27 protein-coding genes are annotated in these 22770 nt (G+C 36.9%); 1 reads left to right on the top strand and 26 read right to left on the bottom strand.

The features are described 5' to 3' along the window. Window positions 1–105 precede the first annotated feature (105 nt). From NV349_RS00385 to metG, 16 genes are all read right to left on the bottom strand, one after another. Entirely contained in the window at window positions 106–333 is a 228-nt protein-coding gene (locus NV349_RS00385; protein ID WP_004229176.1) for an anti-sigma-F factor Fin, read from the bottom strand. 245 nt (window positions 334–578) lie between these two features. Then, entirely contained in the window at window positions 579–1145 is a 567-nt protein-coding gene (gene pth / locus NV349_RS00380) for an aminoacyl-tRNA hydrolase (RefSeq protein WP_036122336.1), read from the bottom strand. 145 nt (window positions 1146–1290) lie between these two features. Next, window positions 1291–1881, bottom strand: a complete 591-nt coding sequence (locus NV349_RS00375; RefSeq protein ID WP_036122334.1) for a 50S ribosomal protein L25/general stress protein Ctc — start codon at window positions 1879–1881, stop codon at window positions 1291–1293. A 249-nt stretch (window positions 1882–2130) separates the two neighbouring features. Continuing rightward, on the bottom strand, window positions 2131–3090 hold the full coding sequence (locus tag NV349_RS00370) for a ribose-phosphate diphosphokinase (RefSeq protein ID WP_036122331.1): 960 nt from the start codon (window positions 3088–3090) through the stop codon (window positions 2131–2133). A 24-nt stretch (window positions 3091–3114) separates the two neighbouring features. Further along, on the bottom strand, window positions 3115–4485 hold the full coding sequence (glmU, locus tag NV349_RS00365; RefSeq protein ID WP_141905714.1) for a bifunctional UDP-N-acetylglucosamine diphosphorylase/glucosamine-1-phosphate N-acetyltransferase GlmU: 1371 nt from the start codon (window positions 4483–4485) through the stop codon (window positions 3115–3117). 261 nt (window positions 4486–4746) lie between these two features. Then, a complete protein-coding gene (spoVG, locus tag NV349_RS00360) occupies window positions 4747–5049 on the bottom strand; it encodes a septation regulator SpoVG (protein WP_036122325.1) in 303 nt (100 codons plus the stop codon). 219 nt (window positions 5050–5268) lie between these two features. Beyond that, window positions 5269–5643: a RidA family protein gene (locus NV349_RS00355; RefSeq protein ID WP_271912011.1), complete on the bottom strand. Its 375-nt coding sequence runs from the start codon at window positions 5641–5643 to the stop codon at window positions 5269–5271. Further along, window positions 5640–6473 (bottom strand): pur operon repressor, encoded by an 834-nt coding sequence (gene purR, locus NV349_RS00350; RefSeq protein WP_004229190.1) that lies wholly within the window; start codon window positions 6471–6473, stop codon window positions 5640–5642. The genes NV349_RS00355 and purR overlap by 4 nt, the downstream gene beginning before the upstream one ends. Window positions 6474–6529: 56 nt before the next feature. Continuing rightward, window positions 6530–7396, bottom strand: a complete 867-nt coding sequence (gene ispE, locus NV349_RS00345) for a 4-(cytidine 5'-diphospho)-2-C-methyl-D-erythritol kinase (protein WP_036122319.1) — start codon at window positions 7394–7396, stop codon at window positions 6530–6532. A 221-nt stretch (window positions 7397–7617) separates the two neighbouring features. Next, on the bottom strand, window positions 7618–7797 hold the full coding sequence (locus NV349_RS00340) for a small, acid-soluble spore protein, alpha/beta type (protein WP_036122317.1): 180 nt from the start codon (window positions 7795–7797) through the stop codon (window positions 7618–7620). A 114-nt stretch (window positions 7798–7911) separates the two neighbouring features. Continuing rightward, window positions 7912–8172, bottom strand: coding sequence for a biofilm formation stimulator Veg (gene veg, locus NV349_RS00335; RefSeq protein ID WP_004229199.1), 261 nt, complete (start codon window positions 8170–8172; stop codon window positions 7912–7914). 156 nt (window positions 8173–8328) lie between these two features. After that, entirely contained in the window at window positions 8329–9210 is an 882-nt protein-coding gene (gene rsmA, locus NV349_RS00330; protein WP_036122314.1) for a 16S rRNA (adenine(1518)-N(6)/adenine(1519)-N(6))-dimethyltransferase RsmA, read from the bottom strand. Continuing rightward, the gene (gene rnmV / locus NV349_RS00325; protein ID WP_036122312.1) at window positions 9203–9769 is read right to left on the bottom strand and encodes a ribonuclease M5; all 567 of its coding nucleotides are present in this window, start codon (window positions 9767–9769) and stop codon (window positions 9203–9205) included. Before rnmV ends, rsmA begins: the two co-directional genes overlap by 8 nt. Before the next feature lie 266 nt (window positions 9770–10035). Next, window positions 10036–11247 carry a resuscitation-promoting factor gene (locus NV349_RS00320; RefSeq protein ID WP_036122310.1) on the bottom strand — a complete coding sequence of 404 codons (1212 nt, stop codon included), beginning with the start codon at window positions 11245–11247 and terminating at the stop codon, window positions 10036–10038. 135 nt (window positions 11248–11382) lie between these two features. Further along, complete coding sequence (locus tag NV349_RS00315; RefSeq protein ID WP_271912007.1) at window positions 11383–12153, bottom strand: TatD family hydrolase; 771 nt, start codon at window positions 12151–12153, stop codon at window positions 11383–11385. 252 nt (window positions 12154–12405) lie between these two features. Beyond that, window positions 12406–14397: a methionine--tRNA ligase gene (metG, locus tag NV349_RS00310; protein ID WP_036122305.1), complete on the bottom strand. Its 1992-nt coding sequence runs from the start codon at window positions 14395–14397 to the stop codon at window positions 12406–12408. 334 nt (window positions 14398–14731) lie between these two features. Between metG and NV349_RS00305 the strand changes: the two genes are divergently transcribed. After that, a complete protein-coding gene (locus NV349_RS00305) occupies window positions 14732–15010 on the top strand; it encodes a transition state genes transcriptional regulator AbrB (RefSeq protein WP_004229214.1) in 279 nt (92 codons plus the stop codon). 185 nt (window positions 15011–15195) lie between these two features. Here the strand turns inward: NV349_RS00305 and rsmI are convergent, their stop codons facing one another. The 10 genes from rsmI to NV349_RS00255 all read right to left on the bottom strand — a co-directional run bounded on the left by rsmI (window position 15196) and on the right by NV349_RS00255 (window position 22671). Next, the gene (rsmI, locus tag NV349_RS00300) at window positions 15196–16074 is read right to left on the bottom strand and encodes a 16S rRNA (cytidine(1402)-2'-O)-methyltransferase (RefSeq protein WP_058844484.1); all 879 of its coding nucleotides are present in this window, start codon (window positions 16072–16074) and stop codon (window positions 15196–15198) included. After that, a complete protein-coding gene (locus tag NV349_RS00295) occupies window positions 16071–16334 on the bottom strand; it encodes a GIY-YIG nuclease family protein (RefSeq protein WP_036122300.1) in 264 nt (87 codons plus the stop codon). Before NV349_RS00295 ends, rsmI begins: the two co-directional genes overlap by 4 nt. Then, window positions 16318–17067 carry a tRNA1(Val) (adenine(37)-N6)-methyltransferase gene (locus tag NV349_RS00290; RefSeq protein ID WP_036122296.1) on the bottom strand — a complete coding sequence of 250 codons (750 nt, stop codon included), beginning with the start codon at window positions 17065–17067 and terminating at the stop codon, window positions 16318–16320. Before NV349_RS00290 ends, NV349_RS00295 begins: the two co-directional genes overlap by 17 nt. A gap of 63 nt (window positions 17068–17130) precedes the next feature. Next, entirely contained in the window at window positions 17131–17487 is a 357-nt protein-coding gene (gene yabA / locus NV349_RS00285; protein WP_004229222.1) for a DNA replication initiation control protein YabA, read from the bottom strand. A gap of 27 nt (window positions 17488–17514) precedes the next feature. Continuing rightward, a complete protein-coding gene (locus NV349_RS00280; RefSeq protein WP_141905706.1) occupies window positions 17515–18330 on the bottom strand; it encodes a PSP1 domain-containing protein in 816 nt (271 codons plus the stop codon). Next, the gene (gene holB, locus NV349_RS00275; RefSeq protein WP_036122279.1) at window positions 18323–19327 is read right to left on the bottom strand and encodes a DNA polymerase III subunit delta'; all 1005 of its coding nucleotides are present in this window, start codon (window positions 19325–19327) and stop codon (window positions 18323–18325) included. The genes NV349_RS00280 and holB overlap by 8 nt, the downstream gene beginning before the upstream one ends. 157 nt (window positions 19328–19484) lie before the next feature. Beyond that, the gene (locus NV349_RS00270; RefSeq protein WP_036122373.1) at window positions 19485–19925 is read right to left on the bottom strand and encodes a YaaR family protein; all 441 of its coding nucleotides are present in this window, start codon (window positions 19923–19925) and stop codon (window positions 19485–19487) included. 108 nt (window positions 19926–20033) lie between these two features. Then, complete coding sequence (locus NV349_RS00265; RefSeq protein WP_004229230.1) at window positions 20034–20363, bottom strand: cyclic di-AMP receptor DarA; 330 nt, start codon at window positions 20361–20363, stop codon at window positions 20034–20036. A 227-nt stretch (window positions 20364–20590) separates the two neighbouring features. Further along, on the bottom strand, window positions 20591–21220 hold the full coding sequence (tmk, locus tag NV349_RS00260) for a dTMP kinase (protein ID WP_058844483.1): 630 nt from the start codon (window positions 21218–21220) through the stop codon (window positions 20591–20593). 17 nt (window positions 21221–21237) lie between these two features. After that, the gene (locus NV349_RS00255) at window positions 21238–22671 is read right to left on the bottom strand and encodes an aminotransferase class I/II-fold pyridoxal phosphate-dependent enzyme (protein WP_271911999.1); all 1434 of its coding nucleotides are present in this window, start codon (window positions 22669–22671) and stop codon (window positions 21238–21240) included. Between the last annotated feature and the right edge of the window lie 99 nt (window positions 22672–22770).

The raw sequence follows: 22770 nt of genomic DNA, 5'->3' as shown, positions 1-22770 counted from the left end.
CAATGCTATTATTCTAGTACTATTTTATTTATCTTTCTTATCAGCTATTTTATAAAATGGAAAAAGCCTTGAACACACATGAAGTGCGTCAAAGCATCCTTCCAATTATTGAATCCATTTATTGAGTGCGTGATAATCTGGATATTGTTTCAGCGAATCCTCACATTGCTCACAAATGCAGTGCACAGTCGTTTGTCCATGTTGATCTTTCTCAACATAATCATCTGCTTCTCCCAATTCAAAAATATGCAATTTTCGAATTGTATCATCTGCATCAAATGGTAGTGTCCCTATTTCTACTTCACAATGCCGACATCGGTAGCGAACTGACATCTCCAAATCATCCTCCTTTAAGCAGCTTTCTACTTAAAGTATAGACATTTATAAAACGGATTATGCACTTTCCAATGTCATCCGCATTGCAATAACTTGAAAATTAGAGAATTGATTTTTGCTTGTAGTGAAGACTAATCACTACAAACATCAGCTGTCATGATAGTAAAAGGTCTGTAGTCATTCACCTTAAACCAGTCCAATTATCCAAAGACTTTAACGGAAATTTATTAGTGGCATTCCATCTATTTGCTAGCGTTAAAGTGATTCATCACATCAAGAAATGGCTTTGAAAGAGATGCTTCAACAGCATTTACAGAATTTTCAATGGCTTCTTCAATAAGACCTTGATCGTCCTTTGAAAATCTTGCTAATACATAGTCTGCTACCTTCATACCAGCTGGTGGGCGGCTAATCCCTACTCGGATACGATTAAATTCCTGAGTACCAAGATGCTGAATTAAGGATTTAATGCCGTTATGACCACCTGCACTTCCTTTTTGTCGCAGACGTAATTTACCTGTTTCTAAATCTAAGTCATCATAAATAACAATCAAATCTTCTACATCAATATCAAAATAATCCATAAGGGGACCGACACATTCCCCTGATAAATTCATATATGTTAAAGGTTTAACAAGTAGAACCTTTCCCTCAGGTCGATGTACAGTTGTATACATCCCATTAAATTTCGAGTTTGTTAAAGGTGTCCCCCATTTTTCTGCTAATGCATCAATAACATCAAAGCCAATATTATGTCTTGTATGTTCATAAGGTTTACCTGGATTTCCTAATCCAACGATAATTTTCATAAGTACCTCTCTCTTCTTTCCAATCTAATAGTCATTATTTTACCATATAGCACACCTAGAAAGCATTTTGTACAATCCTACTGACATAAAAAAAGGCTAATAAGAAAGCCGTAGCCTCCTTATTAGCCTTACCTATTATTTACTTTTATACTTGCTCTTCCACACTTTCTGTAGTCTCTTCCCCTACAGAAGGAGGCGCCACAACGGTTACTAATATATAGTCATCTTCACTGATGATTTCAACAGGTATTTTTTCACGAATATCTGCTACCGTTAGGGTTTCCCCGATTTTCAATGCTGAAATATCAACATCAATTGATTCAGGTAACGCCGCAGGTTTTACTTTCACTTTCAATTCTAAGTTAGGCTGCATTAAAATACCGCCCTCACTTACTCCAACTGACTGACCAAGTAATTTAATCGGAACATCAGCTTCTAACTCTTCAGCCATATTAATAGCTAAAAAGTCGACATGATTTACTTCATCTTTCAATGAACATTGCTGTACCTCTGACACAACAGCATTCACTTTTTTCCCCTCTAACTCTAGTGAAAACACACTATTTTGCCCATTTTTTTGAATGGATTTTTTAAAATCTTTCGCAGCAATAGAAATTGGGGTTGAATCTAACTTATAGCCGTAAATAACTGCAGGAATGGCTCCCCCTTTTCTAAGTTGGGTTAATGTCGAACGATGCCCAGTTTCGCGCCTTGTAACACTTAATACTGTACTCATACCTCTTTATTCCCCTTCCAAGAAAATTATTTACGCCTTATCAACAATGTATTTGTTGAAGGCTATGATAATATTTAGCTCTATTTTTTAACTTAGAGTAAATATTATTAAGACACATTATCTATTATACCCCTTTGTGAGATGATTCACACCAAAAGCACTCATCTATTACGTCACCTTCACAAAAATGAATATAAAAAAGACAAATCCACCCAAAAAGGTAGATTTGTCTTTAACTCGCCATATTTATTAATCAAATAGAGTACTTACAGATTTGTTTTCATAAACACGAGAAATAGCATCAGCCATTAATTTAGCTACAGAAAGCTCCGTAATTTTAGGCGATTTTTTCTCTGCTGGCAACTGAATTGTATTTGTCACAACTAATTCTTTAATAGAAGAGTTTTCAATACGTTCAATCGCTGGGCCAGATAATACAGGGTGTGAGCAGCAAGCATAAACTTCTTTAGCGCCAGCAGCACGTAAAGCATCGGCACCAATTGTAATTGTACCTGCTGTATCAATAATATCATCAATCAAGATTGCCACTTTACCATCAACATTACCAACAATGTTCATAACTTCCGCAACATTTGGTTTCGGACGACGTTTGTCAATAATTGCAATCGGTGCTTTTAATCGTTCAGCCATTTTACGAGCACGTGTTACCCCACCATGGTCTGGTGAAACAATCACGATTTCATCATCTGGAATACCTTTAGATTTGAAGTAATCAGATAGTAATGGTACCGCCATTAAGTGGTCAATTAAGATATCGAAGAAACCTTGGATTTGAGGTGCGTGTAAATCTAATACGATAACACGTGTTGCACCAGCAGTCTCAAGTAGGTTAGCCACTAATTTAGCTGTAATTGGCTCACGCGCCTTTGCTTTACGGTCTTGGCGTGCATAACCATAATAAGGCATTACAACGTTTACTGTACGAGCAGACGCACGTTTAACTGCATCTACCATAATTAAAAGCTCCATTAAATGTTCGTTTACTGGTGCAGAAGTAGACTGCACGATAAACACATCACAACCACGAATACTTTCTTCAATGCTAATTTGAACTTCTCCATCGCTGAAGTGCTTAACAGAAGATTTACCTAATTCAACGCCCATTTCCTGCGCAATTTCTTGAGCTAATGGATTATTGGAATTAAGTGAAAATATTTTTAATTGTGAGTTTGCATAATGATACGGCATGATGGCCTCCTGTTTAGTTGATAATTATTTTGAATTTAATTTGCTTACATAATTCGGTTTGTTTTCTTGTCGTGCACGAGCTATTGCTAGTGCGTCTTCAGGAACTTCTTTAGTAATTGTAGAACCTGCTGCAATAAATGAACCTTTTCCAACTTTCACTGGTGCTACTAAGTTAGTATTACATCCTACAAATACATCATCTTCAATAATTGTTTTGAACTTGTTTTTTCCATCATAATTTACTGTAATGGAACCACAGCCAATATTGACGTTACTGCCTATTTCTGCATCACCAATATAGCTTAAATGTGATACTTTCGTGTCATTATCTAGCTTGCTTTTCTTCACTTCTACAAAGTTACCAATTTTCACATGGCTACCGATGTCTGAAAGTGGTCGAATATGAGCAAATGGCCCAATAGCTGTATCATCCGCAATAGCGCTTTCACGTACAACAGAAGAATGTACAGTTGTGCGGTCACCAATACGACTATCTACAATTTGAGTATTTGGTCCAATTATGCAATCTTCACCGATAACAGTGGCACCTTCAATCATTGAGCCTGGTTGAATAACCGTATCGCGCCCAATAACTGCGTCTGCGCTAATATGCGTTGTTTCAGGATGTATAATTGTGACACCATTACGCATATGTTTTTCATTGATTCTCGTACGCATTAATGTCTCAGCTTGTGACAAAGCTACACGATCATTGACACCTAATGTTTCTTCAAAATCATCAGTGACATAAGCTTCAACAATATCACCTTGCTTTTGTAAAATTTCAATGACATCCGGTAAATAATATTCACCTTGTGCATTGTCATTTTTCACAAGCTTCAATGTTTCAAATAACAATTTGTTATCAAAGCAGTATGTGCCCGTGTTTATTTCTTTTACTAATTGCTGTTCTGCTGAAGCGTCCTTTTGCTCAACAATTTGCTCAACCTGTCCGTTATCGCCACGTAAAATACGACCATAGCCAGTTGGATTTTCCGCAATCGCTGTTAAAATAGTTGCTTTAGCATTCTTTGCTTGGTGATGTTCGAATAAAGCCTGCATTGTTTCAGGACGAATTAGTGGTGTATCCCCACATACAACTAATGTAGTTCCTTCTTCGTTACCTAAAATAGCCTCAGCTTGTTGAACAGCATGAGCTGTACCTAGCTGTTCGGCCTGCAGAACATACTCGCTTTTATCTCCAAGCTGTTGTTGCACTTTCTCTGCACCATGTCCAACAACCGTTACAATGCGATTTACATCTAACGTTTGAATATGATCCACCACATGTTGCACCATTGGTTTCCCACATACTGGATGGAGCACTTTATATAATTTGGACTTCATACGTGTACCTTGACCTGCAGCCAAAATGACAGCAAAAATATTGCTCATCTGTAAGTCCTCCAATACGCTCATTTTCTCTTATGACTATATAGCAAAATTCATCTATTTTCAAGGCATGTAGAGTTGACAAAAAGATGAATTACAAAATCCATTGCACCTTATGCTCGATTGTCATGAAGTATATCCTAAAATTACTCATATTCTCTTTTTATCAAAATAAAAAGAACCCTTCCTACTAGAAGAGTTCTTCCTCATTTTCTACACATTAATTTGTAGCAAATCCTTTAATAGGTATTTATTCCCTTTTTATTACACACCAATACCCTCTAATTCTTCCTCTTTGCCCGTTTCCTCTATTTCGCTAGAGTTATGATAGGCGTTTAAAATGATCTCTTGAATTTTATTTCGAGTGTCAGAATTAATTGGATGGGCAATATCTCTAAACTCCCCATCCGGTGTTCGTTTACTTGGCATAGCTACGAATAAACCAGTATTTCCATCAATTACACGAATATCATGAACAACAAACTCATTGTCAAGTGTAATGGAAGCAATCGCACGCATGCGACCATCCGTCTGTACTCGACGTAATCTCACATCAGTAACTTCCATTTTCTCACCACCTCTCTTCTTAGATGCCTTCATGAAAATATCATATCCTCAATTACCGAATATTTTCCTTTTAATAGTCTATCAAATTTTCTAAAAAATTTGAATACTTATTAGAATAATATTTTTTCTTATATACGGAATTTTTGACAATTGTTTGTCAGCTTAAAAAAATTCCCTAAAAAGAAGAGCGTTTCTCTTTAGGGAACTTAACGAATTATTTTATTTTACCATTGCGATAACTTCGATTTCTACTTTTACATCTTTCGGAAGACGAGCTACCTCTACAGCTGAACGTGCTGGTTTATGGTCATCAAAATGGCCTGCATAAACCTCATTCATTGCGACAAAGTCGTTCATATCTTTCATAAAGACCGTTGTTTTCACAACATGATCTAAAGAAGTTCCAGCTTCCGCTAAAACTGCTTTTAAATTAGCGAACACTTGATTTGTTTGAGCAGTAATATCGCCTTCCACTAATTCACCTGTAGCTGTTAATGGAATTTGACCAGAGCTATAAAACATACCGTTAACAATAATCCCCTGTGAATATGGTCCGATGGCTGCTGGCGCATTTGTTGTTGCTACTACTTTCATTTGTCATGTCCCCTTTTAGAAAAATAGTTACCTTCACTTAATGCAATTGTACGATCTTTTTCGTTCACTTCATGAAGCTTTACAAGTGAATAATAATCATCTACTAAAGTTTCGTCGGCATGCTCAGCCTCCACAAGCACCGCGATGCCTGCTAGCTGACAGTCAAATTCCTCTAATAGATTTTTCATGCCGTTCATAGTACCACCGACCTTCATAAAGTCGTCAGTAATTAACACACGTTGTCCACTCTTCATGCTTCTTTTTGATAATACCATTGTCTGAATTCTTCTGGAAGAACCAGACACATAGTTAATGCTAACTGTAGAGCCCTCAGTTACTTTACTGTCTCTTCTCACAACTACTACTGGTACATTTAAATGTCTTGCAATGGCATGGGCAATGGATATCCCCTTAGTTGCTACAGTCATTATGACATCAATTTGTTGATCTGCAAAGGCAGAAGCAAAGACCTTCCCTACACGATTTATTAAATCTGGGTTTCCTAGCAAATCTGTCATAAATAAGTAACCGCCTGGTAACAATCGATCTGAATGTTCAAGCTCTGCCTTTAAATCCTGAATGACTAAACGTACTTCTGCCTCGGACATCTTCGGAATATACTTTACTCCTCCAGCAGCACCTGGCACTGTCATCAATAACCCGATTCCTTTTTCTTCGAATGTTTCCTTTACAATCGTTAAATCCTCACTAATGGATGACTTCGCAGATTGATATAGTTCTGAAAAATAAGTTAGCGGGATCAGCTGATGTGGATGTTCTAGTAAGTAGTACGTCATATCAACTAGTCGTTCACTACGCTTCCATTTCATGCGACCCTCTCCTAAACACGAATATTTATAGGTAAAATTAACACAAATTTGCGTTTCTAAGCAAGCGTATTCCGCTCACCTAAAATTCGCACTGCATAAACTTCCTCACAAAAACCACGTAAACCATTATAAATGCGACTAACACGAGCTTCACTATCAACTAGTCCAAACACAGTCGGGCCGCTTCCACTCATTAACGTAGCATCTGCACCAAAGCGTTTCATTTGTTCTTTTAACATCACAACTTCTGGATGTAAGTTAAATGTTACAGTTTCCAAAACATTTCCTAATGAAGAACATAATAGCTCATAATCTTTTGTTTCTATCGCTTGTATCATTTGCTTGGTATTTGGATGTTTCAACCCTTCAACCTTAAGACCCCCATATACCTCAGCCGTTGACACGCCAATTTTAGGCTTTGCTAATACAACCCAACAGTTTGGAGGGGCTGGTAATTCAGCTATTTTTTCTCCACGGCCTGTAGCGAGTGCTGTGCCACCATAGACACAAAACGAAACATCCGAGCCAATTTTAGCACCCAGCTCCGCTAATTCATCTATCGATAACCCTAAATCCCAAAGCTCATTTAGTCCCTTTAATGTAGCTGCTGCATCACTACTGCCACCTGCAAGTCCAGCCGCAATGGGTATTTCCTTTTCAATAGTAATGGATACACCTTGCCTAATGCCGTATGTATCTTTAATGAGACGCGCTGCCTGATACGCAAAATTACGATGATCATTTGGTACAAAATTATCTGTTGAAATAATTTGAATAACACCGTCTTCTCGAGATTCAAGACTGATACGATCAGCTAAATCGACAGTTGTCATAACCATCTCTACTTCGTGAAAATTATCTGGCCTTTTATAAAGTACATCTAATGTTAAATTGATTTTTGCAGGCGCCTTTACATAAAGCATCTTTCTTCCTCCCTTATAGCTACACGTATAAACAGTTCTTTTTTTCGCGCAAGATTATTCATTTTATTTTACCATAATGAGAATGCGAAAATGGAAAAAAAGAACCGTTTACCCTGTTCGGAGTAACGGCTCTCTCTCGTCAGTTGTATTTGTTGTGTCAGTAAGGATTTTTATCCTTGCTGAATGAAACTTTATAAGATGACTACTTTAATAAAAATAGCCTACTTATGCTCTTGCTCATTACTTGCCCGTTCAGCCATTTCTATGGCACGTTTGACCATATTACCAGCATCTCGAGCTTTTATGCCGCCCCAGCCTTCCTTTTGCACAACATCATAAAATCCAAGCTCTTTTGCGATCTCTTCTTTTAATCGAGGTGACATGATACCTTTTCTAGGCATATAAACTCCTCCTTTAACAACTGACGAATTTAGTATGCCCGTGAAAACGCAAAACACTCATGTAGTTTTTAACATACATGAGTGTTTCTAAAATATAGAAATAAGTACTAGAAACTATTTTGCGACAGCAGCTTTTGCTTCGTCTAAAAATGTAATCTCTACTGCTTCAGTTAAAATATCTGTGTAGCTATACGATACGCGCTTGCACGTATTGTCTTCTTGATCGAGCTCTACTACAAAGATAGCGCGATATGTCTCACGTAATATCCCTGCACACTCAACCGTTTTCTTGCGACCACCATTTGCTTTTAATTGCAAACGTTTACCCAAATGACAATCCAACGACTTTTTAATGTCCGCTAAAGTTTTTGGCATTTTCGCTTACACCTCACTACTAACTAGTATAAGCGAATCGCCCAAAAATGTCAACAAAATATAATATTTTATCAGCCCATTATAAATCTTGTCAACTTATTTTTTATAAAAAGTATATATTTTTTTACATCCATGAAAAAATGTTAACAAAAATTCTTACTTTGCAAACACAGGATATAGTGCATCGGCTAATTTTCCAAACTCTTGAATAGTAAGTGTTTCTCCTCGACGAGTTGGCTCAATTGTAGCTGCCTCTAATGCCTGTAAAATTTGTTCCTTTTGTGCCTTCCCATTTGGTAAACCAGCTTGCAGATTATTGTAGATTGTTTTTCTTCTTTGAACAAAAGATGCTCGAGTCACAACAAATAAAAAATCCTCATCTATTACTTTTACTGGTGGCTCGTCATGCTTGATGAGCCGAATAACCGCTGAATCGACATTTGGTTGTGGCATAAACACTGTTTTTGGTACAGTCATAGCAATATCAGCCTTAACATAATACTGAATCGCAATAGATAATGAACCATATTCCTTCGTTCCAGGCTTAGCCGTTATACGATCAGCCACCTCTTTTTGCATCATGACAACAAAACCTCGGATTGGTAATCGGTCATTTAGCAATTTCATTAAGATTGGGGTAGTAACATAATACGGTAGATTGGCAACGACCATAATATCTTCAATACCTGGCATTTCCTCCGCAATAATCTTTGCAACATCTGCTTTAAGAATGTCAGAGTGGATAATAGACACATTATTATATGGACTAAGTGTGTCTTCTAGCACAGGTAATAAACGTTGATCAATTTCAAAGGAAACAACCTTTTTGGCACTTCTCGCCAAATGCTCTGTTAGGGCACCAATACCAGGACCAACTTCAATTGCGCCACTATTTTCCGTTAAATTTGCGTGACTTACAATATTTCGTAAAATATTAGGATCAATTAAAAAGTTTTGTCCTAAGCTTTTTTTAAATGAAAATCCATACTTTTTTAAAATTTCCTGTGTACGAATTGGTGTTGCAATATCCTTATGCATCATTTTCCTCCTGATCTAACTGTGCGACCGCCGCACCAAATTGCTGTTCTGTAATCTGAAACATTTTTAACCTTTTATGAAGCTGTTTACCGTTTGTAGCACCAATATTTAAAATTTCTCCCAGTCGATCACGTCGCTGTTTTGATTGTGGATAGCCAATCAAACGCGCTGTCATTAAATCTTCCAGTGTAATATCATCTTCATTTGGCACATCTTGTTTAGGGGTATAGACATGTCGTAATGCTTCCCGTATATCATCGTCAGCTGCATGCTCAATCCCCAAGCCTTTACCATTCTTCGCAATTGTTTTGGCTTTTGGTAAAAAGGCATGTTTCACTCCTTGAACACGCTCTTCAATAATGGCACGTATTCGACGTCCTGGGTAGTCAGGATCCGTAAATACAATAACACCACGCTTTTCTTGAGCATGTTGGATTCGCTTCAATGTTTCTTCAGAGATAGCAGATCCATTTGTTTCTATAGTATCTGCTTGTACGGCACGCTTAATAGCTGTCGTATCATCTTTTCCTTCAACGACAATGATTTCTTTTATTTGCAAAAAGACTCCTCTTTTCTATCTACCTTATCTTCTGACCATTTTACAACTGCAAGATACCGTTTGTACAGAAATACAGGGTTTGAACGAGCCTTCTAGCGAACGTACCGTCAAACATTGCTAATAATTAGCATTCCAACGCTTTCTTTCAAGGGGCGTTTGTTGTACTTACTGTTTAAACAGTTGTTAAAACAAAAAAAGCCTCCCTGCCAGTCAAAACAGGAAAGCTCCATTAGTGAAATAACATTTTGATTAATTTTACAATTTTTTTAATTTAATACTTTAATACGCACTTTCTTACGTCCCCAGTTACGTGCCTGAGCATCTGTTTGTACAAGTATATCGATCTTATTACCCTTAATTGAGCCACCAGTATCTCCAGCAATAGCTGTACCATAGCCTTCAACCCATACTTTTGAGCCTAATTTAATAACAGAAGGGTCAACTGCGATTACCTTCATACCAGAATTTGAACGCAAGTTTATACCAGTTGCTGATGTACCAGTACAACCGTTGCAATATGGTGTATAAGCTGTTGCCGTTACATAGAATTCTTTACCACTAGCTGGCTCTGCTGAACCACGTGACACAGTTGCTGCACTTGCAACGACTGTTTTTGTGCCAACTGCAACGACTTGTTTTTTTGGCTCTTTTAAAACTGCCTCTGCTTGTAGGTTTTTAGCTACAACCTTGCCATTTTCTTTGACAACTTCATACGTACGAGAAATTGAGCCCTTCTCGCCCGTTGCCACTACCTTTTGTTTCCCCTTTTGCAATGAAGCATCCTGCTTCTTTTCAACTGCGAAATCTAAAGAGTCTTCCACTACATCGATAACCTTTTCTACGCGAACTACTGCGATTTTACTCTGTGGAGTAATAACGTCCTCCAGGTTATTTTCGACACGATCGAATTCATTTAACTGAATTCCTTGTTGTTTTAAAAAGTTAGCGACCGTAGTCGAAGTGGACCATACTTGTCTTTTGTTTACGCCATCGACAAGCGCTACTTGAAACGCTTTTTGAATATCGATTTTGTTCTCTGCTCCTAGTTCAGTATCTAGACCTTGTGCTAAAGAGTCGTGTTCAGATACTTCAATATTTGCTTCCTTCAAAATGTCTTTCACTAGTGTTTCAGTTGTCCAAACTTTTGACTGATTTCCATCAACTGAAATAGTTACTTCTTTTGCCTGTTCCCATTGAATTGCTAATCCATTAACAATTTTGGTGTTCAGAGAGGGTGATATTTTATCATGCGCTGCTACATCTATATTTCGATCTTGTAATAATTGTTCTACAGTTTTGGCATGTGTTGAAACTTCGATTGTTTCTCCGTTTGCTTCAAGCGTTACGGCTTTTTTCGTACCTTGATAAAGTACGAAAGAGATTACAGATACAAACAGGACAAGTGAAATAATTCTTATCACTGCTTGCTTACTCCTCAATGATCCTAAGAACAAGTTTTTCATGGAATTATTTGACATGAAAAAACGCCTCCTTAATACAAGGTTGGATTATACGGACTAGTTTTGGCACTGTCAACCCGAAAGTATTTCTCTGAAAATTGACTTCTATGTTTTTGCCAACCACAAACCCTGTATTGGAGGCATCTAAGCTAGTTAATTGTCAATCCCAAAAAAAATTTTCGCATTAGCGGTAGTTGCTTGTGCAATTTCCTCAATTGTTAACCCCTTCAATCGCGCAATTTCCTCCGCAACTAAGGGCACAAAGCTTGGTTCATTACGCTTACCTCGATGTGGATGTGGCGCCAAATATGGTGCATCTGTTTCAATCATCAAGTGCTCTAGAGGTATTTCCGTAGCCACTTCCTTTGGCAGACGTGCATTTTTGAATGTCACTGGTCCACCAAGACTAATCATAAAATTCATAGCTATACATTCACGTGCTGTTTCTACACTCCCACTAAAGCAGTGCATAACACCCCCTACGGATGCTGCGTTTTCTTCACGCAAAATTTGTACAACATCCCCTGTTGCATCCCTGTTATGAATAATGATTGGCAAACCTAACTTTTGCGCTAATTGAATTTGCTTGCGGAAAAGTGCTTGTTGAACTTCTTTTGGTGACTTATCCCAATAATAGTCCAAACCTGTTTCACCAATGCCAACTATTTTTGGATGTGCAGCTAATTCCTCAATCCAATCTAAATCTTGTTGCGTACAATCAATAGCGTCTACTGGATGCCAGCCAATGACACCATAAACAAAATCATATTGCTCTATTAATTGCATTGTTCTATTAATGGTTTTACGGTCAAAACCAATAACAACCATTTTCTCTACTCTAGCTTCAAGGGCTCTATCAATTACCTCTTGAAGGTCTTCCTCATACTGATCTGCATTCAAATGTACATGTGTATCAATAAACATCTTCATTCTCCTAACATCGATTTTATTAAAATTTATTATTTCATATTTTTCGTAAGCATTACAATTTTGTTACAAACCATTCGGTATTGTGACATTCCACTTAATCGACAATACTTGCAATGATTCTATATACCCATAAAATCACATTTTTCACACCATATAAATTATTTCAAAATAACAATAACCTAATTTCTCTAACAGATTTGAAAAGCCTGCTGAATAATATGTATTCAGCAGGCCTTTCTTAGATTGTTACTTTACTTTTGCACCATTTTCTAGTTTTGGATCAACTGATGCTAATTTTAAAATTCCATCTTTTTCACCAGCTAGAATCATTCCTTGTGATAATTCACCACGTAGTTTAACTGGCTTCAAGTTTGCTACGACAATCACTTTTTGACCGATTAATTCATCAGGTGTATAGAATTTTGCAATACCTGAAACTACTTGGCGTTGCTCATATCCAAGATCCACTTGAAGCTTTAATAATTTATCTGCTTTTGGAACAGTTTCACATGCCGTAACAGTCGCCACACGCAAATCAATTTTCATAAAATCATCAATGGTAATTTCAGGAATTTCTGGGTTTTCGTCAGTCTCTGGAGTCTTTTTAGTCTCTTCTTCTTGTGTTGTTTTCACAGAGCCACGCATTTCCTCACGAATATAAGCAATTTCAACTTCATTTTCCAAGCGTGGGAAAATTGGTATCCCTTTTTCTACCACTTTAATGTTTGTTGGAATAGTATTGCCGAATGTTTCAATTGTATCCCATGCTAAGAATTTGTCATCTAAACCTAACTGATCGATCATACGTTTCGGTGTTGTTGTCATAAATGGTTGTAACATGACAGCAATTTGGTGTAAGCTCTCTGCCAAATTTCGCATAACGGCTCCTAATTTTGGCTTATCTGACTCTTCTTTTGCTAACACCCAAGGCTGTGTCTCATCTATATATTTATTAGTACGCGACACCAGTGTCCATAAGTCAGCAAGAACAACACTAAATTGCATTTTTTCCATACTTTCTTCATATTTAATACGCACCGACTCAGCTTGCTCTTTTAATGCTGCATCAAATTCTGTCGATTGAAGATTTTCTGTAGGAATAATACCATCAAAATATTTATTAATCATTGAAATAGTTCGATTTAGTAAATTTCCTAAATCGTTCGCCAAATCAAAGTTTGTACGTTCAATAAATGATTCTGGCGAAAATACACCATCAGAGCCGAATGGTAATTCACGTAAAAGGAAGTAACGTGTTGCATCTAGGCCATAACGTTCGATTAACATTTCTGGATAAATGACATTGCCTTTTGATTTAGACATTTTACCGTCTTTCATCATAATAAAACCATGTGCAAATACTTTTTTCGGTAATGGTAAATCTAACGCCATTAAGAAAATTGGCCAATAAATTGTATGGAAGCGCACAATATCTTTCCCTACTACATGTACGTCTGCTGGCCAGTACTTGTTGAATAGTGTTTCATCGTCAGACAGGTACCCTAGAGCTGTAATATAATTCGTTAATGCATCCACCCATACATAAATGACATGCTTTGGATCCCCAGGTACTTTAATTCCCCAATCGAAGGACGTTCTTGATACTGATAAATCTTCTAGCCCTGGTTTAATGAAGTTATTAATCATTTCATTTTTTCGTGATTCTGGCTCAATGAATTCTAGGTTTTCTTCATAATAAGTTAATAAACGATCTGCGTACTTCTTCATATTAAAGAAGTACGATTCTTCTTTTACTTTGTGTACTGGTCGACCACAGTCGGGACAGTTCCCATCAACTAATTGAGTTTCTGTAAAGAATGACTCACATGGTGTACAATACCAGCCTTCATATTGGCCTTTATAAATATCACCATTATCTAAAAACTTTTGGAAAATCTTTTCGACAGCTTTCGTATGTCGCTCTTGCGTCGTCTGTATAAAATCATCATAAGAAATATCCATTAAAGACCAAAGCTTTTTCGCAGCATCTGCAATTTCATTTACATAATCTTGAGGGTGTTTCCCCGCTTCAGCTGCTTTTTCTTGTATTTTTTGCCCATGTTCGTCCATTCCTGTTAAAAAACGAACATCATAACCACGTAAACGTTTATAGCGTGCAATAGTATCAGATGCAACGGTTGTATATGCCGTACCAATATGAAATTTCCCACTTGGATAGTAAATGGGTGTTGTTATATAGAATGTTTTTTGTTTTTCACTCACAAGAACTGCCTCCATTGTTTTACAATATACTTTCTATTCTAACGAAGTACCAAATTCGTTTCAATGAAAGTTTATCATATGCGAAAATTGTCGAATAATATATTGAATCCATTAAATGACTTAAATAAGAATCTTTTTTACTATTGTTGAAAATATTTATTAAAAACCTTTTAAAATGAATAAAATAACTGCATTCTTCTCAAAAAAATTTTTTAGAAAGCATAATATTAGTGTATTAATTAATTGACGTTTATGGCATTACTTGGTATGATAACTATCAGACAAGGAAATTATGTCGAAATTTGACGAAATACCAATATAACTTTTAATAATTAGGAGGAAATCTATTATGAAATCAACAGGGATTGTTCGTAAAGTCGATGAGTTAGGTCGTGTAGTAATTCCTATCGAGTTACGCCGTACGCTAGGTATTGCTGAAAAGGACGCTTTAGAAATCTATGTGGATGACGATAAAATCATCTTAAAAAAATATATGCCTAATATGACATGTGCTGTTACTGGTGAAGTTTCCGATGATAACTTCCGTCTAGTTGGAGGCAAATTAATTTTAAGTCCAGAAGGCGCTGAAATGTTAGTAAAAGAAATCCAATCTAATTTAAAAAAATAATTGATTGCTCACCTAAATCAAATACAATGATTTAGGTGTTTCTATTTATATAATTTACTATACCCAATTTCTAAACCCCTTATAATGTCCATGTCAGACCTTTCTATTTAAGGGTACTATTATTTACAGTTATTATCAATTTAAAATCAAATAAAGAGCTACCTTAGTAAGGTAACTCTTTACTATTATTGACTATGATATTCATTATAAACATCTCTTTTAGCTACTTGTCTCAACTTGGCTACTTCCTTAATGGCTTCTTTTGATGTTATATTCGATTGATCCATGATGAAATCAACATGTTCAATAATGGACATTGTCTCCCAATAGGCTTTTGCATGTTCATCTTCCTCTTCGGCAGAGCTATTGCCTTCAAGAACAATACAAAACTCTCCACGAATCTCCTGGGTTTGCGACCATTCTACAGCTTCAGCCAATGTGCCGCGTAAAAATTCTTCAAATTTCTTTGTCAGCTCACGCGCGAGGACAACGCGACGGTTTCCGAGTATTGCTTCCATATCCTTTAATGTATCTTTTAAGCGATGAGGTGCCTCATATAATAAGATAGTTTCTTGACGTCTTTTTAATTGCTCTAACTGCTGGCGTCGATCTTTTTTTCCACGATTCAAAAACCCATAAAAGAAAAATGGCTGTGGTGTTAATCCAGAGGCAATTAATGCTGAAATCGCAGCATTGGGACCTGGCACTGGTACAACTGGAAAGTTTTGAGCAATTGCTTTTTCAACTATGTCCGCACCTGGATCAGAAATACAAGGTAAACCTGCATCACTTACTAATGCAATTGTTTTCCCTTCGTGAAGCATAGATAATAATTTTTCGCCACCTACTGCTAAATTATGTTCATGGTAACTGATTAATGGTGTTTCGATATCAAAGTAATTACATAGCTTCTTTGTATTTCTAGTATCTTCTGCCGCAATAATATCGGCTTCTTTTAAAATGCGAAGTGCACGTACACTCATATCCTCTAGATTTCCAATAGGCGTTCCTACCAGATATAAACAACCTGTCAGATCGTGTATTGTACTTTTTTGTGATTTCACGATTCACCCCTCCTTATATAGTTTATTTTCTGCATTCTTGTTAATTGCTTAAAAGCATATTCAGCACGCATTGCTTCTTGCTTTGTCTCAAACATTTCTTTATAAATACATTTCACTGGGCCTCTAGCTCTTGTATATTTTGCCCCTTTACCAGCGTTATGTACAGCAACACGCTTTTCTATATTATTTGTATACCCTGCATAAAGGGTTTGATCCGCACACTCTAGCACATAAAAGTAGTGATTACTGCTCTTTTCCATAAAGAATGTCTCTCACTTCTGCTGTATATTCGTTATTGCCATCATAGACATACAAGGGTGGCAAGATTTTTAAATCTGGTTTTCCATCTTTTATTCCTTCTATTAATAATGTATTGGCTTCTTTGCCTTCTTTCGGATAAATGAGTTGCATCCGTTTGGGCTCTAAGCGATTTGCTCGCATAGCTGTAACAATATCTAATAATCGACCTGGACGATGGACAAATGCCGCCTTGCCACCTTGCTTTAATAATTTACTTGCAGATTGGATGGCTTCTTCTAATGTTAAATATAATTCATGTCGTGCAATGGCATGATGTTCACTGAGATTTTTATCACTTGCTTCATGTGCTAAAAAATAGGGAGGATTGCAGGTAACAACATCATACTGTTCTATGCCTAAGTGTTTTGGTATTTCTTTTACATCACCAAGAATCATTTGAATTTGGTTTTCCAGTTGATTGTAATGGATGCTTCTCTCTGCCATATCAAATAAACGGGGCTGAATCTCAACTCCCGTAATTTCCCCTTTTGTACGTGCACTTAAAAAGAGAGGAATTACGCCATTTCCTGAGCATAAATCAACAATTTTTCCCTTATGATAGGGAATATTGACAAACTTTGAAAGCAACACTGCGTCTAACGAAAACGAAAAGACGGAGGGACTTTGAATAATACGCAAATTCTCCGCCAATAAATAGTCTAATCGCTCATCATCCTTTAACCATTTTTCCATGCTTATTCCTCCTACGCTACAAAACAAAAGACTGATACCACCGTAGTGGGAATCAGCCTTCTATTACACATTTTGTTTATTTAAAAATGATAGACAAAACAGACAATCTTCACCTTTACGTGAACTTCCAAAATGAACATGACAAACGTGGAAGCCTTCCTGGTATAAGCGAGCTAGGTTATCATAACCTTCACCTATATCTAGAGGACTCTCTTTCTTTACTTCAGCAGCTTGTACGGAGTTTGTATTAGAAAGTAGTTCTTCCAGACGTGTACGAAGATGATGATTTTCTGTTTCAAGCGCCTTATGCTCTTCCATCATTAACGCTACAAATTGTTTCAATGCACCAAATTGCTCCTGCATTGCTTCGAGCTGTTGTTCGAACTCCATAACGGTATCCAAGAAATTACGGTCCTTCACCCAAGCCACCTCGTTAAATTCTCTATCTTAAATAAGATTTTTTTCGCATGCTAGCAGTTCTTCTAGTGTATACTCAACTGTGCGTTCCTGCTCATGTAAATATACTTGAATAAGTCTTTCCAGCACATTTAACCCTACAACTTTCCCGCGACCATCTGGTGTCATCGCTACCTCACCTATATCTGGCATGCCCTCTTTTGCCTCTTCATATTCATCATTTTCATACTTTAAGCAGCACATTAAACGTCCGCAAAGACCTGATATTTTTGAAGGATTTAAAGATAAGTTTTGATCTTTAGCCATTTTAATAGAAACTGGCTCAAAATCACCTAAAAATGTGGAGCAACAAAGCATTCTTCCACATGGGCCGATACCACCTAATAATTTTGCTTCATCACGCACACCAATTTGGCGAAGTTCGATACGTGTTCTAAAAACCGAAGCTAAATCTTTTACAAGATCCCTGAAGTCAACACGTCCTTCAGCTGTAAAATAAAAAATAATTTTATTACGATCAAATGTATATTCAACATCTACAAGTTTCATTTCTAAATTATGCTCTATAATTTTAGTACTAGCGAGTTCAAATGCACGTTTCGACTCAGCTGCATTTTCCTCTACTTGTATACGATCACGATCATCTGCTGGTCTAAGTACTTGTTTTAGTGGTAATACAACATCATTATCACCTACTACTTTTTGAGGGACAACTACTTTTCCATACTCTACTCCGCGAGCTGTCTCTACAATAACATATTGACTATCTTCTAGTAGAAATGATGCCGGATCAAAATAATATATTTTACCCGCCTTTTTAAAGCGGACTCCTACTACATTATACAAATGTATATCCCTCCTGCAGATTTAGCATTAACTGCTCAATCAATAACGTCCTATTCATGTTACGTTGTAAAGAGGCTCGCGCTTGTAAAATAGATTCCATTTGACTTGATAGTCGCTCATAAGTGGAATGTAACGCAACTTCTTTAAATAGTGGTAACATGTCTGGATAAGTACAAGCTGCCTCGGGATTAGCTTTTATTGACACTATATCACGGTAAGCAAATAGTAGTAAATCCAATGCTTGCTCCATCTCGCCTTTTTCTTTAAAATGTGGTAACCACTCTTCATGTGCAATAAGCATTGCCTCGTGTACATTTTGCCGAATGGCCTCCACTAATTTTAACACTGTTTTTCGAGCGAGTGCAAACTGCTCATCATTTGCCAAAAATATAGCCATTTCGAGCTCGTTTGTCATCATGCTTACTGTTGAAGCCATCGAATCCGAAATATTATTGTCCTGTAAGTGCTTCAACAAAACATGACGTGGCATTTTTTGAAATTTGATATGTTGGCAACGAGAACGGATTGTTGGAAGTATTGACTGCATTTGCTCTGTTAATAATATGGCAGTTACTTCTCCATCCGGCTCCTCTAAAAATTTAAGTATCATATTGGCTGATGCTGTATTCAGACGGTCTGCATGATGAAGCACATAGATTTTACGCCCTTCTTCTACACCCATCATTTTCATCTCGCCAATAAGTTCTCGCATTTGATCAATTTTTATAAATTGACCATCTGGATAAATTTGATGAATATTTGGGTGATTTCCCGAATCCACACGTCTGCAATTTCGACATGTTTCACATGGAACATTTCCATTTGGTTGCTCACATAGCATTAATTTGACAAAAAAGGTCATAATATCTGCCTTGCCTGTCCCTTTTTCGCCATCAAAAATATATGCATGTGCTAATCTATTTTTGTCAAAAATCGTTTGAAGTTGCTTCATTACGACTGGCTGTAGCGTGAATAGCTCTTCAACATTCTTGGCCATACATTTTAATTCCTTCCTGTATCTACAACAAAAAGTGTAACTGTCTCCAATTTTTACTTTTTGAAAAGAAACATTACAGTGCTTCCTAGTTTAGTGGCAAGCTGCCAAATCAAAATTTGAAAAAAGCCCGCGCCTAAATGAGAATGAGACACGGGTTTTACATATATAAATTAATTAGTAAGCCTTTAATCTCACCGATTTTATCAAGGAGGTCTATCGCTTCTTTTTCCTCGTCTAAGAGATCTTGGGCAAGTTCGACAAGACGTGTATCAATAGTTTCAATGATTTTTAATCGTCTGCCTTCGCCAAAACGATTCCATGTATGTGATTGTTTTAAATCCATTCCATGTTCTACTGTCTCTTGTAGAAATCGTTTTACAAGCATTTTAAACTTAGCAAGTTCCCGTAAATTACGTGACCTTGCAACACGATCACCAGCACTCGAAATATCTCCTAATAAACGTGTTAGTTGCTCTGTTTGCAGCTTGTTACCTTGCTTAACGACCATATCTCCAAATCGGTTATTTTGATTATTATTTTGTAGTGGCTCATTGCGATTTGTATTTAACCCGACACGTATATCTTGATTAATCTTCAAGCTGGTTTCGCCCCACTATCTTTATCAATTTCTCCCTGCATTGGGATAAATATCAGGCTCATATGATAAGCCTAATATCAGTGACCTCTTACGAATGGAGGCTACTTATTAAAAATGATGGAATTGTTCAATTGGTAAAACAAATACAGTAGCTCCTCCTACCTCTACCTCCACAGGGTAAGGTATATAGGAATCGGCATTTCCTCCTAATGGAGAAACTGGCGCAACCATTTGCTCCCGTGCTCGACAATTATCCCGAATAATATCTAAAAGTTTGGGTATGAGAGAGTCTTCAGTTCCTATAAGAAATGTCGTATTTCCTGAACGTAAAAATCCTCCTGTGCTCGCTAATTTAGTTGCGCGAAACTGATTTTTCGTTAAAGCATTTGATAAGCGACTGCTATCCTGATCTTGCACTACAGCTACGACTAACTTCATTCGCACTCACCCCTTTTATAAAATTCACCTAAATAGGTTTTCATACTATTCCTAAGCATTTATAAACATTAATACTTCGACTATTATCCATGTGAAATTAATTACACCTCGGCATAATTACGTCCATATTTTATCAAGCTTGCTCGTAATTCAGTAGGTATCTGCTGAATTAGATAAAATAATGGATAGTATCATTATATCACAATGTTGTGGACAACTTCATGCTTTTAGTGCATTGCTTCCAATAATAATAACCATACATCTTCAACAACATGCTCAATATGTTGGTCTGCATTCACTACACGTATACGTTCTGGGTACCGATCGACTAGTTGTAAATATCCTTCACGTACCTTCTGATGAAACGGCAAACTTTCAACATCTAAACGATTTACTTCTCTCTTGTCAGTTGCATGAATACGTGCTAATCCAACCTCTGGTGGAAGATCAAATAATATAGTTACGTCAGGTAATTTCTTACCGATAGCAAATTCGTTAATAGAAAGTACCTCATCAACACCTATTCCTCTTGCATAACCTTGATAAGCTAAAGATGAGTCGATAAAACGATCACATATTACCAACTGACCAGCATCTAAAGCTGGTTGTACTTTTTCAAAATAATGCTGACTTCTTGCTGCAGCATATAACAATGCTTCTGTTCGCTCGTCCATAGCTGTATGTGCAGGATTTAAAATAATGGTTCTTATCTTTTCTGCAATTTCGATGCCGCCTGGTTCTCTTGTTGCTAGAACGTCAATATTTTTTTCTGCTAGTCGCTCAGCTATCATTTGAATGATTGTTGTTTTCCCTGCTCCCTCTGGGCCTTCGAATGTAATAAATATATTGCTTTTCATGCTGTTATTGCCTCCAACTATCTAATGACCTGAATCATTTTTTCTGCTAATCGATGATTTCCTTGGAATGTCGCTCCTGCTGCTAATAGCTCTTCCAGTTGACTTAATTTTGCTACGGTTATTCTTTCTCCTGGAACAAGTAATGGAATACCAGGCGGATAAGGAATAATCATACTTGCTGAAACCCTTCCCATTGTACGCATATATGGTAACCATTCTTTACTTAATGATGCAATTTCATTAAAGGTATAAATAGGTTCAGTAATAGGTACAAAATGATAGGCCGTTTGAGAAGCAGCTATGCTATCCGTTTTAGCTGTGTTTAATAGCATTGTTATAGCTTCTTTTATGCGGACTCTTATTTCAGCAAATGGGTAAGGATGTCCTTGCTTCAGCAAAGGTAACACAAATAATACTTGATTCGCATCAGCTAGCTCTCCATAGACATGCTTGGCCTCCAGTACCTCCTGTAATTGAAAACCACTATAACCATTGACACGTAACAATACCTTAAGTGGGTCATCTACTTCAATTACCTCTAAGGAACCAATTGATCGTAATGCTTCAATCCATTGATTCTTTTTTTCTATTATATATGCCCCATCACTCTCCATATATGTCTGTACATAATAGCGAGCATCATCTAATGAGGCTAATAATACATAGGATGGGCTACTAGATTGCAGCATTCGTAGATAGTGATGTATTTTGTCAGCATCAACTAATTTCGACTTAACATGCATAAAGGATGCCATCGTCATTGCAGGTAATGTCTTATGTGCTGATTGTACAACGACATCTGCTCCTAATGACAAAGCGGATGGTTGAAATAATGTACACGCATTAAAATGAGCGCCATGTGCCTCATCCACTAAGACAGGGATTTCTTTTTCATGACAATAAGCAATTTGTTGCTGTATTTCATTCGATGTCATCCCATAATAAGTAGGATATGTTAAAACGACCGCTTTCGCCTCTGGATAATTTTTCACTGCTTCTTTAAGATCTTTATAAGTGACATGCGTTGCCGTTAACGTTCGCTCATCCCAGATTGGTGAGACAAAAATAGGCTTAGCCCCCACAAGTTCAATGGCGTGGAAAATTGATTTATGGGCATTACGTTGGACAATAATGGTATCGCCTTTATCGCATGTAGCATAAATCATCGCTAAATTCCCAACAGTAGAACCGCCCACTAGAAAGAAACTCTTCATTGCTCCATATGTATCTGCTAGTAAATTTTCTGCTTCTAATATCATTTCCTCAGGGTAATGCAAATCATCTAAACCTGTTAATTCAGTTACATCATAACGCATAACATCTTTAAATGCTTGCGGAAGATGGGACAGTTCGCCATGCTTATGACCTGGGACATGAAAAGAAATATTTTGTTGTTGTCTAAAACGTTCTAATCCCTCTATAATTGGCTTTTTCTTTTGCAAAACAAACACCCATTTTCGTTAGATTCTTATTTAATTATACGAAATTATAACGAGATAAAAAAGCTATCCCTCAACAAGGTTCTCCATATTTATCTGTTGAACTAAAAT

The organism is Lysinibacillus sp. OF-1 (assembly GCF_028356935.1).
Classification (GTDB): Bacteria; Bacillota; Bacilli; order Bacillales_A; family Planococcaceae; genus Lysinibacillus; species Lysinibacillus fusiformis_D.
This window is presented reverse-complemented; position numbering and strand designations above follow the sequence as displayed.